Source organism: Sphingobium sp. AP50 (genome assembly GCF_900109095.1).
Classification (GTDB): Bacteria; Pseudomonadota; Alphaproteobacteria; order Sphingomonadales; family Sphingomonadaceae; genus Sphingobium.
Window position 1 is genome coordinate 171,622 of record NZ_FNYZ01000002.1, and the last position, 13,005, is coordinate 184,626.

General features: G+C 63.3%; 11 protein-coding genes. 7 read left to right on the forward strand and 4 right to left on the reverse strand.

The features are described from left to right. Window positions 1-69: 69 nt before the first annotated feature. From BMY84_RS06760 to BMY84_RS06775, 4 genes are all read right to left on the reverse strand, one after another. The gene (locus BMY84_RS06760) at window positions 70-465 is read right to left on the reverse strand and encodes a hypothetical protein (RefSeq protein WP_143075001.1); all 396 of its coding nucleotides are present in this window, start codon (window positions 463-465) and stop codon (window positions 70-72) included. Further along, window positions 462-3,005 carry a penicillin-binding protein 1A gene (locus BMY84_RS06765; protein ID WP_093082216.1) on the reverse strand — a complete coding sequence of 848 codons (2,544 nt, stop codon included), beginning with the start codon at window positions 3,003-3,005 and terminating at the stop codon, window positions 462-464. Before BMY84_RS06765 ends, BMY84_RS06760 begins: the two co-directional genes overlap by 4 nt. Before the next feature lie 365 nt (window positions 3,006-3,370). Further along, a complete protein-coding gene (locus BMY84_RS06770; protein WP_093082218.1) occupies window positions 3,371-4,648 on the reverse strand; it encodes an N-acetylmuramoyl-L-alanine amidase in 1,278 nt (425 codons plus the stop codon). Window positions 4,649-4,689: 41 nt separating this feature from the next. Then, window positions 4,690-5,043 carry a hypothetical protein gene (locus BMY84_RS06775; RefSeq protein ID WP_143075002.1) on the reverse strand — a complete coding sequence of 118 codons (354 nt, stop codon included), beginning with the start codon at window positions 5,041-5,043 and terminating at the stop codon, window positions 4,690-4,692. A 128-nt stretch (window positions 5,044-5,171) separates the two neighbouring features. Between BMY84_RS06775 and BMY84_RS06780 the strand changes: the two genes are divergently transcribed. The 7 genes from BMY84_RS06780 to yidC all read left to right on the forward strand — a co-directional run bounded on the left by BMY84_RS06780 (window position 5,172) and on the right by yidC (window position 12,922). Continuing rightward, on the forward strand, window positions 5,172-7,829 hold the full coding sequence (locus BMY84_RS06780) for an Rne/Rng family ribonuclease (RefSeq protein ID WP_218146920.1): 2,658 nt from the start codon (window positions 5,172-5,174) through the stop codon (window positions 7,827-7,829). A 161-nt stretch (window positions 7,830-7,990) separates the two neighbouring features. Next, complete coding sequence (locus BMY84_RS06785) at window positions 7,991-9,340, forward strand: M48 family metalloprotease (protein WP_093082226.1); 1,350 nt, start codon at window positions 7,991-7,993, stop codon at window positions 9,338-9,340. A 1-nt stretch (window position 9,341) separates the two neighbouring features. Next, window positions 9,342-10,106, forward strand: coding sequence for a DsbA family protein (locus BMY84_RS06790; RefSeq protein WP_093082229.1), 765 nt, complete (start codon window positions 9,342-9,344; stop codon window positions 10,104-10,106). A 211-nt stretch (window positions 10,107-10,317) separates the two neighbouring features. Then, window positions 10,318-10,452, forward strand: a complete 135-nt coding sequence (rpmH, locus tag BMY84_RS06795) for a 50S ribosomal protein L34 (RefSeq protein ID WP_021317369.1) — start codon at window positions 10,318-10,320, stop codon at window positions 10,450-10,452. Between the two features lie 35 nt (window positions 10,453-10,487). Continuing rightward, on the forward strand, window positions 10,488-10,934 hold the full coding sequence (gene rnpA / locus BMY84_RS06800) for a ribonuclease P protein component (protein ID WP_093082733.1): 447 nt from the start codon (window positions 10,488-10,490) through the stop codon (window positions 10,932-10,934). Next, a complete protein-coding gene (yidD, locus tag BMY84_RS06805) occupies window positions 10,934-11,146 on the forward strand; it encodes a membrane protein insertion efficiency factor YidD (RefSeq protein WP_093014345.1) in 213 nt (70 codons plus the stop codon). The genes rnpA and yidD overlap by 1 nt, the downstream gene beginning before the upstream one ends. Before the next feature lie 33 nt (window positions 11,147-11,179). Next, complete coding sequence (gene yidC / locus BMY84_RS06810; RefSeq protein WP_093082231.1) at window positions 11,180-12,922, forward strand: membrane protein insertase YidC; 1,743 nt, start codon at window positions 11,180-11,182, stop codon at window positions 12,920-12,922. Window positions 12,923-13,005 lie beyond the last annotated feature (83 nt).

Genomic DNA, 13,005 nt, shown 5'->3' on the forward strand with positions numbered 1-13,005 from the left:
TGAGATGGATCCCCGCCTTCGCGGGGATGACGGGAGTTTGGAAAAGTCCACAAAAGCCTCAATGACGCACTAAAAATCGACAGTCGCGCTGATCGTCTCTTCTATCTTTTCCGCCGCCCCGATTTCCCGATACATTTCGAAGCGGCCATCAAATTCAAGCAAACTCCATACGCCGACAATCCTGCTCCCATCAGGCGAAAGGCTGCCTACGTAATCTACTGGGTTGCCATATTCCTCCGGCGCCTCTGCATCGTAGGTCTTTATGAAGTCGACGTGCAGATCGTGGCGATAGCCAATGATAGTTGCGTTGAGCACCGCCCCATCGCCCAATTGGTCCAGTTCCACGATAGCGCCCCCGATATGACCGCCATTATCCTGAATTCGGGCGTTAAAGGGCGTAACCGGCCCAGCGTGATCGGGATAATAATATGTTCCCCACCATTCGCCGGTCAGGTCCATCTTCAATAAATCCCGCCCTGTCCTTCCAGGAAATCAGCGTCGTTGCGGCGGCGGCCGTTGGATACGGCGGAGGCGGCGCGGGCCGCGGCGACCTTGGCCTGTTCCTCGGCTTCTTCCTTGCGGATCGAACGGCGGGGTTCGGATTCGGGCTTGAAGGCTTCCCATATCACGGCCGGCTTGGGATCGGTGCCGGGCCAGGCGCCATAGACGCGCTTGCCCGATCGGCGGTCGATCGCGACCATGCGGATACCAGCCGGAGCGACGAAGGGCGTCTTGGGCATGGTTTCCAGCAGCGGCGTCATCGCCGCCTTCCAGATCGGCGCGGCGATGCGGCCGCCCTGTGCCCAGCCGCCCAGGCTCCGCGGCTTGTCATAGCCGATATAGACGCCTGCCACGATGTCGGGCGATCCGCCCACGAACCAGACATTGGTCGGGCCGTTGGTGGTGCCGGTCTTACCGAAGAGCGGGCGATTGAGATCGGCCAGCACCGTGGCGGTGCCGCGTTGGATGACGCCTTCGGCGATGTGGACGACCTGATAGGCGGTCATCGGGTTCATCACCTGCTTACCCTCCATACCGAAGCGGGGCATCGGCTTGCCGTCCCAGTTCGCCATGTTGCAGCCGTCGCAGGGGCGCCAGCGTTCGGGCCAGATCACCTTGCCACGGCGATCCTGTACATAGTCCATGACCTTGGGCGGGAATTGCCGGCCCTGATTGGCGAGCGCCGCATAGGCGTTGACCATGCGTTCTACCGTCGTCTCGCCCGCGCCCAGCGCGAAGGAGAGATAGGGCTGATAATCGCCGATCCCCATATTCTTGATGGTGCGCACGACGCGGTCCATGCCGGTCTGGCTGGCGGCGCGCACGGTCATCAGGTTGCGGGATTGCTCCACGCCCCAGCGCATCGTCTGCGGACCGGCGCTGCCGCCGGAGAAGTTGCGGAAGCATTTCTGGCCAAGACCTGCGCCCTGATAGACGCACAAGGGGCCATCGACGATGATCGAGGCGGGAGTCATGCCATTGTCGAGCGCGGCTGCGTAAACGAAGGGCTTGATGGTCGAACCGGGTTGCCGCAGCGCCTGCGTTGCGCGGTTGTAGCTGGACAGGCGCGAATCGAAGCCGCCCTGCATCGCGCGGATGCGACCGGTATGGACTTCCTCCGCGATCATGCCGCCGGAGACTTCGGGGATGCTGCGCAGCGCCCAGTTCGATCCGTTGCGCGCCACGACGATCAGGTCGCCGGGCTTCATCGCCGAGAAAGCAGGGCCTCCGGTCTTGCGATAGGGGGTCTGCGCCGCGCCCGCAGGCAACGTGCCGGTGCTGCCGTCTGCGAAACCGATCTGTGCGTCCGTGGACGTGCGGCTGATGATCACCGCGACGCGCCATTCAGCATAGTCGACGTCGATATAGCTGGCCGCCAGTTCCTTTTCCCAGCCATTGTCGACATTCACCTGGCCGACCGGACCGGACCAGCCGCGCCCTGCGTCGAAGCGCAGCAGGCCGTTGCGCAACGAGGTAGCAACATGATCCTGTAGCGCGGGATCATAGGGGCTGCGCACCCAGAGGCCGCCAGCATAGACGCTGTTGGGGCCGTCCTCCGCCTTTTCGCCGAAAAGCTGGATCAGGCGGCGGCGGACTTCCTCCATATAATAGCCGCCGGCGCGGGCATCGAAGCTGGAGCCATGCGCCTGCACCGTGCCGAGCGGCTGCGCCTGCGCGGCGGTGCGCTGGGCAGCGGTGATCCAGCCATTCTTTTCCATTTCGCCCAACGCCCAGTTGCGGCGGTCGAGCGCGCGGGCATGGCCGGTTTCGCTTTCCGGGCGATAATTGGCCGGACCCTTAGGCAGGATGGCGAGATAGGCCATTTCGTGGAGCTGGAGGTCGGCGACATCCTTGTCGAAATAGGCGCGGGCCGCCGCCTGCACACCGTAAGCGTTCCGGCCGAGGAAGATCTGGTTGAGATAGAGTTCGAGGATTTGCTGCTTGCTCAGCACATTTTCCATACGCCAGGCGAGGATCATCTCCTTCACCTTGCGGGTGGGGGAATATTCGTCGCCGATCAGCAGGTTCTTGGCCACCTGCTGGGTGATGGTGGAGCCGCCGCGCGCGCGCTGGCCTGAGCCAAGCTTGCTGGCATAGTCGAACACCGCACCGGCAAAGCCGGGGAAATCGACGCCATGATGGTCGAAGAAGGTCTTGTCTTCCGCCGCCAGATAGGCGTGGATCAGCTGTTGCGGGTAATCGCTATATTGCAACTGGACGCGGCGTTCGCGGGCATAGCTGTGCACCGGCTGACCGTTGATATCGCGCACGATGGTCGGCAGCGGGGGCTCATATTCCAGCAGCGTGGCGGCGTCCGGCAGGCCACGGGCGAAAATCACCCAGAACAACGCGCAGAATAGCAGGAAGCCGCCCAGCAGGATCGCCGCCCAGCGGAACAGGCGGCGCTGCCATAGGGGGCGCAAGCGTCCAAACAGGCCCCCGGCGTCACGGCGCAGGCGATAGGCAAAGGACTTAGGGGCGGTTTCGGAACGGGCCTCTTCCATGGGAATGAGGCTCTAGGGTCAAATCGCGGCCAAGGCCAGTGGGGATCATGCGATCGGCCGCATCTGGTGGCCGGTCCCGCGTCCGAAGCGGGCAAGGTGCGCGAACAACGATCCCTTAACTTCGCATATTTCCCGCAGATTTCGACATTTTATTGCGCATCCCTGATCCTATCGAAAAGGCGGAGCCATGATAGCAAAGGCCCCGCCCATAGGACATTTTTGGGGAATGCGCCGGTGGCGCATCCGCACCGGCCCGCACCCCCACCCGACCTCCCAGACATGGTATCCTGATGGGCGGTCGGGTGGGGGTGCGGGCCGGTGCGGGGTCGAAAATGCGCTCTTTCGCGCATTTTCCAAACAGGCTCTTACCCCCCGACCGTGCCATCGCGCATCGCCAGCTTGCGGGCGAAATGCACCTCGATCGCGCGGGCGACGCCGCGGGCGATCTTGCCCTGTCCTTCGCGGGACGAGAGGAAGGCGCTGTCGTCGGCATTGCTGATATAGCCGGTTTCGAACAGGATCGATGGCGTGTCCGGCGCCTTGAGCACCATCAGCGACGCGAAGCGATGATAGGCGCTGCGGAAGGGCACATAGGGCGCGGCCTCCCGTTGCAACAGGCGGGCGAAATTGGCCGAGATATTCATCGATTCGCGCTGCGTCAGGTCGATCAGGATCGAGGAGACATCGCCCGACTGGCCGCCAAGGTTCACGCCGTTGATGATATCCGCCTTATTCTCCCGCGCGGCGAGCCGGGCGGCTTCGCGGTCGGAGGCGGTTTCGGACAAGGTGTAGACGGTCGCGCCATGCGCTTCGGTATTTTCGGCGGCGTCGGCATGGATGGAGATGAACAGGTCCGCCCCCATCTTGCGCGCGATGCCATAGCGTTCCTGAAGCACCAGGAACTTGTCGTCATCGCGGGTCAGCGCCACGCGCACCCGGCCACCCTTGACCAGCTGATCGCGAATCGCCTGGGCGATGGCCAGCGTGACATCCTTTTCGCGCTTGCCATTTTCCTTGTTGATGGCGCCCGGATCATGGCCGCCATGGCCGGCGTCGATCACGATCAGCGGCCGGCTGCCATCATGTGCGCCCTCCACCGGGGGCAGGGAAAGACCCCGCGCGGCGGCCGGGATCGGCACGGTGATGGAATGGATGCGCTTTTGCGGGCGTGCCGCCATGTCGGCCGGGGCATCGAAGCGGGTGCGCCCCCTGCCCACTTCCGACCGGAAGCGCTGATCGGTGACATCACGCAGCGAGAAGCTGAGCGATTTGCCATCGGCCGCCATCTGCGCATCGCCCAGCGTCGCCGGACTGGCAAGGTCGAGCACCACCCGCGCGGTGCCGCCACTCAGCTGCCCCTGACGGACCGCCGATATATTGCCCTGTCCCGGCGTGAATTGCGCCCGACGCATCTGGGCGCCGTCGATATCGAGCGCGATGCGGCGGGGCGAATCCAGCAGGAAGGCGGACGCGCCGTTCACGCGGTCGTCGAACCGCACGACAACATGGTTGTCGCGCACATCCACACCGGAAATGCCACCCGCGCTGCCGGGAGCGGCTATGATCATGCCTGCCAGGGCAAGGCCTTGGAACATGCGTCGCTTGTGCAACGCCTGCACATTGGCCGTCCAGCCAAATTTCATGAAGATGATCCGTCCGAAGCGTCCCCACGCTGAATTCCGGATTAAGCATCGCCGGTTTGAGTCGCGTAAAATGAGAGGGTTAATTGCGTCTTCAGGATGAAAAGCGGGTCAGGCGGCACCGCCACAGATTCGACATAATATTTCAGGGAGCCGTTGCCCCTTTGATATTTGACTGCTACCCATTCATATTCCTGACAGGTCCGCTTTATGAAAGCGGCCTTTGGGGCCAATGAGATAAGCATCGACAGGCGCGGGATCGCACCCCTGCCGATGACGTAAACAGGTTGACGCTGCATGAGGCATGAATTTCCATCCACGCTCGCCCCGGCAACGGGCGAAGCGGCGTGGATGGTGTGGCCCGGCGCTTTGTCCGGCCCTGCCGACGCAGCAGACACGCTCTTTTTCCTTGAAACCCGGACGATGCCGACATCCGCGCCCACATTGGAGCGCGCCCGGCCGTCCCATCACTATCGCGTGGAAGCGCGGCCCCGCGCCGCTGCCCGTCCACGCCGGAGACATATAAATGACAATGCGTATGCTGATCGACGCGCGCCACCGGGAAGAGACCCGGGTCGCGGTCGTCAAGGGTAACCGGATCGAGGAATTCGATTTCGAATCGGCCGAGCACAAGCAGCTCAAAGGCAATATCTATCTGGCCAAAGTCACCCGCGTGGAGCCTTCGCTTCAGGCGGCTTTCGTGGATTATGGCGGCAACCGCCACGGCTTCCTCGCTTTCAGCGAAATCCATCCTGACTATTATCAGATTCCACGCGAAGACCGCGAGGCGCTGTTGCGTGAAGAGCGCGAGCATGCCGAGGAAGAGGCCGCGCTGCGCGCCGATTATGATGATGAGGATGAAGGCGAGGACGGCGTAGAAGTCGTAGAGGCCAGCCATCATCATGACGATGAGGAAAGCGCCGAGGGCGAAGCGCCCGAAGCCAATAAGGGCGGTCGCCGCAAGGGCGGCAACAAGGGCGACGAAGCCGCCGACGAACTGCGCCGCAAGCGCATGGCGCTGCGCCGCCGCTACAAGATTCAGGACGTCATCAAGCGCCGTCAGGTGCTGCTGGTGCAGGTCGTCAAGGAAGAGCGCGGCAACAAGGGCGCGGCACTGACCACCTACCTGTCGCTGGCCGGTCGTTACTGCGTGCTGATGCCCAACACGTCGCATGGCGGCGGCATTTCGCGCAAGATCAGCAACGCGGCCGACCGCAAGCGGTTGAAGACGATCATCGCCGAAATGGCGCTGCCTTCGACCATGGGCTGCATCGTACGCACGGCCGGGCTCCAGCGCACCAAGCCGGAAATCAAGCGCGACTTCGACTATCTCGCCCGCCTGTGGGACGAGATTCGCGAACAGACGCTCAAGTCCGATGCGCCCGCGCTGATCCATAATGACAGCGACCTCATCAAGCGGGCGATCCGCGATATCTATAACAAGGATATCGAGGAAGTCATCGTCGAGGGCGAGCATGGATACAAGGCGGCCAAGGACTTCATGCGGCTGCTGATGCCGAGCCATGCGCGTCGGGTGAAGCAATATGCCGATGCGGTGTCGCTGTTCCAGCGTGCGAGCGTGGAAGATCAGCTGGCCGCCATGTACAACCCGGTCGTTCAGCTGAAATCTGGCGGCTACCTGGTGATCAACCCGACCGAAGCGCTGGTGTCGATCGACATCAACTCGGGCCGGTCGACGCGCGAACATGGCATCGAGCAGACCGCCGTTGCCACCAATCTGGAAGCGGCCCGCGAAATCGCCCGCCAGTTGCGCCTGCGCGACATGGCCGGCCTGGTCGTCATCGACTTTATCGATATGGAGATGAACTCCAACATTCGTAAGGTCGAGAAGGCGATGAAGGAGGCGCTGAAGGACGATCGCGCCCGTATTCAGGTCGGTCGTATTTCGGGCTTCGGCCTGATGGAAATGAGCCGCCAGCGCCTGCGCACCGGCGTGCTGGAAGCATCGACCCGCCAGTGCCCGCATTGCGAGGGCACCGGTCTGGTCCGTACCGCTTCGTCGGCGGGTCTGGGCGCGCTGCGCATGCTGGAAGAGGAAGCGGCGCGTGGTCGCGGCAGCCTGATCACCCTGCGCGCGAGCCAGGAAGCGGCTTTCTATGTCCTCAACAACAAGCGTCGCGAACTGGACGAGATCGAGCAGCGCTATGGCGTGACGATCGCGATCCTGCCCGATGGCGAGATCGAGGGCGCGCGCATGTCGGTCGAGGCCAGCGGGCCGCGTCCGGAGCGGGTGGTCGACTATACGCCGCTTCCCGAAGACGAAGATGAGTTCGAGGTCATCGAGGACGAAGACGACATCGAAGAGGAAGAGGCCGAGGAGGCCGAAGCGGCCCCCGAGCGTGAAGAGCGTGCGGACCGTGGCGACCGCGAGGACCGCGATGGTGGCCGTCGCCGCCGTCGTCGCCGTCGCCGTCGTGGCGGCCAGCGCGACGAGAATGGCGCAGAAGGCGCTGCCGAAACGGCCGAAGAGGGCGAAGACGCCGGGGACGAGGCTGTCGATGCCGAGGACGCGGTCGTTGAAGAGGCTGTCGAAGGCGCCGTTGAAACCTCTGCCGAGGCTGGCGAGGAAGAGGGCGGTGCGCGCCGTCGTGGCCGTCGCGGCCGTCGCGGTGGCCGTCGCCGTCGCGAAGGCGGCGAAGAGGCCGTGAGCGCCGAGGGCGAAGCGAGCGACGCTGCGCCGGTCGAGGAAGCAGCCGAAGCGGCTGTGGAAGCCGAGCCGGTTGTCGAAGCCGCACCGGTCGAAGAGGCCCCCGCCGAGGAAGCGCCCAAGACCCGTCGTCGTCCCCGCGCCCGCAAGAAGGCTGAATCGGTGGTCGAGCCGATCGAAGCGGTCATCGAAGTGCCGGCCGAAGAGCCTGCGCCGGTTGCGGAAGAAGCGCCCGCCAAGCCCAAGCGCACCCGTCGCAAGAAGGCGGATGTGGTGGCCGAGGAAGCGCCCGTTGCCGAAGCCGCCCCTGCGGCAGAGGAAGCGCCGGCCAAGCCCAAGCGCACGCGTCGCAAGAAGGCGGATGTGGTCGCTGAAGCGGTCGCCGTCGAAGCGCCTGCCGAGGTGGAAGCTGCTCCCATGGCTGAGCCTGTCGCCGCCGAAGCGGCGCCGGCAGACGCCGAAGCCGAAGAAGGCGCACCGCGCCGCGGCTGGTGGCAGCGCACCTTCGGCGAATAAGCCGGGACGCAGACCAGAATGAACAAGCGCCGCTGCACTCCGGATTTTAACCGGCGCGCAGCGGCGCTTTTCGTTGGGCCATGCTTCACGGCAGGTTCAGGGCCATATGGGCAGGACGCGATCGTGCCGCTCCCCTCCCCTTTTCTCCACGGTATCGCCTGATGCGGCGGTCCCTGCGCTATTGTGCGATGCTGGTCGCCGCGCTCGCCTGCATGGCGCGGCCGGCCATGGCGCAGCAGATATTGCGCGATGCGGAGACGGAAGCCTTCATGGCCGACATGTCAGGCCAGTTGGTCAAGGCGGCCGGCATGGAGCCGAAGAATGTCCAGGTGATGGTCATCAACGATCCGGAGATCAACGCCTTCGTCGCGGGCGGCCAATATGTGTGGGTGCATAGCGGGCTGATCGCGCAGGCCGACAATGTGAACCAGTTGCAGGGCGTGGTCGCGCATGAGCTGGGCCATATCGAGGGCGGGCATGTCATCCGATCGGGCGAAGGCATCAAGGCTGCGACCAGTGTCACGCTATTGAGCCTCGTCCTGGGCGCCGCCGCGATCGCCGCGGGCGGCGCGGAAGCGGGCATGGGCATATTGGGCCTGGGCCAGCAGGCCGCGATGAGCAATTTCCTGGCCTTTTCGCGCGCGCAGGAAAGCTCGGCCGACCTTGCCGGTGCGCGCTATCTGCACACCGCCGGGATCAGCGGCCGGGGCAGTCTGGAATTTTTCAAGAAGCTCCAAAATCAGGAATATCGCCTCGCGATCCCGCAGGACAATAGTTATGGGCGCACGCACCCGCTGTCGGGCGAGCGCATCAATGTGCTGCGCGAAGTCTATACCGTCGATCCGGCCTGGGACCGGCCGCCCGATCCGGCGCTGGAGGCGCGATTCGAGCGGATCAAGGCGAAGCTGATCGGATTCGTGTCGGAACCCAACCAGACGCTGGCCAAATATCCCGAAAGCGACCAGACGATCCCGGCCCATTATGCCCGCGCCTATGCCTGGCATAAGAGCGCCTATCCCGAAAAGGCGCTGAGCGAAGCCGATGCCTTGCTGGCCGCCATGCCGCACGACCCCTATTTTCTGGAATTGAAGGGGCAGATATTGCTGGAGAGCGGCAAGCCTGCTCTGGCCGTGGCGCCGCTGCGCGAGGCGGTGAAGCTGACCAATCAGCCCCTGATTTCGGTGCTGCTGTCCCATGCGCTGATCGCCACCGAAGATGAGGCCAATTTCGCGGAGGCAGAACAGGTGCTGCGGCTGGCCGTGCAGCGGGATCGCGAGAATCCCTTTGCCTGGTATCAACTGGGTGTCGTCTATGAACGGCGCGGGGATATTCCGCGCGCGGCGCTGGCGACGGCGGAACGCTATGAGATGATGGCGCAATATCCGATGGCGCTGCGCAGCGCCGACGCCGCCATGCAGGGGTTGAAGCCCGGCACGGTTGACTATCTGCGGGCGCAGGATATCGCGATGGTGTCGCGCGCCGCGATCGAGCAGCAGCGGAAGAAACGATAAGATGACTGACCAGACCCGGCCGAATTTTCGCGCCGCTTTATCCAACAGGACCATGCAGATGACCCTTGGCGCTTTCGCCATCGTCGCGGCCGCCAGCGCCGCGCTCGCCGTACAGGCGCCCGCCGCCGTCAATTCGACCGACAAGGCAGCGATCGAGAAGATCGTCCACGACTATATATTGGAGCATCCCGAGATCATCCCGCAGGCGGTGGAGAAGTTGCAGGCCAAGCGGATGTCGAGCACGATCGACGCGAGCCGCAGCGCGCTGGAAACGCCCTATGCGGGCGCGTGGGAAGGCGCGGCCAATGCGGACGTCACCGTGGTCGAGTTTTTCGACTATGCCTGCGGCTATTGCCGGGCTTCCTTGCCTGATCTGGCCAAGCTGGTCGGGTCTGACGCCAAGGTGAAGGTCGTCTATCGCGAATTGCCGATCCTGTCCGAAACCAGCGGCGACGCGGCCAAGGTGTCGCTGCTCGCCGCCGAGCGCGGCCAATATATGGCCTATCACAAGGCGCTCTATGGCGCGGGCAAGGTGACGCGCGACACGATCGTCGCGGCTGCGGCCAAGGCGGGCATCACCAAGTCGGAAGCCGAATCGGCCATTGCGTCGAGCAAATATGATTCGGAAATCCAGTCGAACATCGCCCTTGCCCAGAAATTGCAGGCGACCGGTACGCCGACCTTCGTTATCGGCGGGCAGGTGTTGAATGGCGCGATCGGATTCGATGCGCTGAAGGAAGGCGTGGCGACCGCGCGCGGGAAGTAAATAAAGCGCCGTTGGGTTTGAGCTTGTCGGGAATTGCATGACCGGGTTCTCGACAAGCTCGAACCGAACGGATGAGAGGTTGGCACATTGCCGCTTCCGCCATTGACTTCCCGACCCCATTTGCCTATCGGACGCCCCCTGACTTGCGGCCGCTGTTTTGGCGGCCCTTTTTTGTCACGCCCGATTCTCTAGTTGTTTTGAGGAATGAACGATGAAGCGCACTTTTCAGCCGAGCAATCTGGTTCGGAAGCGCCGTCACGGTTTCCGCGCTCGCATGGCGACCCCCGGTGGCCGCAATGTGATCCGCGCGCGCCGTTCGCGCGGCCGCAAGAGCCTGAGCGCCTGATTTCAACGCCTGAAAAGCCTGTCGCGCCGGCCATGATGGTCCGGCGCGCGGATTTTCTGGCGGCGAATCGCGGACGCCGTGCCCCCATGCCAGGATTCGTCCTGCTGGTGCGCGAGCGCGGCGATGGCGATCCGGCGATGCGTTACGGCATCACGGTCACGAAAAAAGTTGGCGGCGCTGTCATCCGCAACCGGATGAAGCGCCGTTTTCGCGTGCTGGCGCGCGAATTGCTGCCGACCCTTGGCATCGCCGGGGCCGACCATGTGCTGATCGGCCGTGATGGCGGGATCGAGCGCGACTTTTCCCTGCTGCATGCCGAACTGAGCAAGGCGCTGGGCAAGATCATGACGCGGCCGATCGATCCGCCGCGTGATCCGTCGCGCCGGAAGGGCAAGGCGAGGCCTGTGGAGACTCGCGCCAAGAAGCTATCCCCTTCCGACTCCCCTTCGGGTCGCCACCTCCCCGCGAGCGGGGAGGAGTGATGATTGCCCGGCTGCTGATCCTGATCGCGCGGGGCTGGCAGCTTGGCCCTTCGCGCATCCTGCCCCCCACCTGCCGCTACGCCCCTTCCTGTTCGCAATATGCGATATTGGCGATCCGCAAATATGGCGCGATCAAGGGTAGCTGGCTGGGGTTCAAGCGGCTAATGCGTTGCCACCCATGGGGTGGATCGGGCTACGACCCGGTCCCCTGACATAATAGACATAAGACGGCGGAGCCGAACCAAGTGGACGACAAGAAGAATATCATTCTGGCGGTGCTGCTGACCGCAGCGATCCTGTTCGGCTGGCAATATGTCTCGAATCGCTATTTCCCGGCGGCCAATCCGCCCGCGACGAAGATCGAGGGCGGCAAGACCGTCCCGGTCGCCGCGCCCGGCACCGATGCCGCCGATGGCCCCGCCGCGATTCGCGACCGGGCACTGGTGCTGAAGGACAGCCCGCGCGTCGCCATCCGCACGCCCCGGCTAACCGGATCGATCAACCTGAAGGGTGCGCGCATCGATGACATCGTGCTGCCGACCTACAAGGACACGATCGCCAAGGATTCGCCTTCGGTCCGTCTCTACAGCCCGTCGGGTACGCAGGACGCCTATTTCGCCGGCTTCGGCTGGCAGGGCGAAGGCCTGACGGCGCCGACCAAGGACACGGTCTGGACCGCGCAGGGCAGCGAACTGACCCCGACCAGCCCGGTCACGCTGACGTGGAATAACGGCGTCGGCCAGATTTTCGAAATCCGCCTGTCGGTGGATGAAAATTACATGATCACCGCCGCGCAGAAGGTGTCGAACACGGGCGCCGGAGCCGTAGGCGTCAAGCCCTATAGCTATATCAGCCGCAAGGATCACTCGAAGGATTTGTCCACATGGACCATCCATACAGGTCCGGTTGGGGTATTTAACGGCGCGGCCAATTACGATATCAACTTCGATAACCTTGATGGCCAAGAACCGGGCTTTTTCGCCAAGATGTTTGGCACAAAGGCCGTTGCAGGCGCGAATAAGTACACCACGACCGGTGGCTGGGTCGGTTTCACCGACAAATATTGGCTGTCTGCGCTGGTGCCTGATCAGAAAGCCGTCGTTTCCGGTCAGTTCCAAGGCCTGAACAAGCAATATCAAGCCGATATCTCGACTATGACCTCCATTCTCCAGCCCGGCAAGGCCATCACGCAAAGCGTCCGCCTGTTCGTGGGCGCCAAGGAAGTGAAGACGCTTCAGGCCTATGAGCGCGCCGGTGTGCCCTTGTTCGACCGTGCGATCGACTGGGGCTGGTTCTACTGGTTCGAACAGCCGATCTTCGCGCTGCTCCACTGGCTGTTCGAAACGCTCGGCAATTTCGGCGTGGCCATCATCTGTCTGACCTTCTGCGTCCGTGCGCTGATGTTCCCGGTCGCCCAGCGCCAATTCGCCAGCATGGCGGCGATGCGCGCCGTGCAGCCCAAGATGAAGGCGCTGCAGGAGAAATATAAGGACGACAAGCAGCAGCTTCAGCTGAAAATGATGGAGCTGTACAAGCAGGAGAAGGTCAATCCGCTGGCCGGCTGTCTGCCGATCTTCATCCAGATCCCGATCTTCTTCGCGCTGTACAAGGTGTTGCAGCTGACGATCGAAATGCGTCACCAGCCCTTCGTGCTGTGGATCAAGGATCTGTCCGCGCCCGACCCGATGCATATCCTGAACCTGTTCGGCCTGCTGCCCTTCACCCCGCCGTCCTTCCTGGCGATCGGTGTGCTGGCGCTGCTGCTGGGCATCAGCATGTACTTCCAGTTCAAGCTGAACCCTGCGCAGATGGACCCGATGCAGCAGCAGGTGTTCGCGATCATGCCGTGGATGATGATGTTCATCATGGCGCCCTTCGCAGCGGGCCTGCTGGTCTACTGGATCACCAACAACTGCCTGTCGATGGCGCAACAATGGTGGTTGTATCGCAAGCATCCGGTGCAAAGCGCCACGGTGCCGGCGAAGTGACGAGCCTATAGCCGTTCGTGCTGAGTAGGGACTGAGCCCTTCGACTGCCTGCTTGCAGCAGGCGCTCAGGGTAAACTTCACAC

Coding starts and splice junctions, on each gene's coding strand:
- yidD (WP_093014345.1), top strand. CDS start 10,934: ATGATTGCCCGGCTGCTGATCCTGATCGCGCGGGGCTGGCAGCTTGGC.
- BMY84_RS06765 (WP_093082216.1), bottom strand. CDS start 3,005: ATGGAAGAGGCCCGTTCCGAAACCGCCCCTAAGTCCTTTGCCTATCGC.
- rpmH (WP_021317369.1), top strand. CDS start 10,318: ATGAAGCGCACTTTTCAGCCGAGCAATCTGGTTCGGAAGCGCCGTCAC.
- BMY84_RS06770 (WP_093082218.1), bottom strand. CDS start 4,648: ATGAAATTTGGCTGGACGGCCAATGTGCAGGCGTTGCACAAGCGACGC.
- BMY84_RS06785 (WP_093082226.1), top strand. CDS start 7,991: ATGCGGCGGTCCCTGCGCTATTGTGCGATGCTGGTCGCCGCGCTCGCC.
- BMY84_RS06790 (WP_093082229.1), top strand. CDS start 9,342: ATGACTGACCAGACCCGGCCGAATTTTCGCGCCGCTTTATCCAACAGG.
- BMY84_RS06780 (WP_218146920.1), top strand. CDS start 5,172: ATGACAATGCGTATGCTGATCGACGCGCGCCACCGGGAAGAGACCCGG.
- rnpA (WP_093082733.1), top strand. CDS start 10,488: ATGGTCCGGCGCGCGGATTTTCTGGCGGCGAATCGCGGACGCCGTGCC.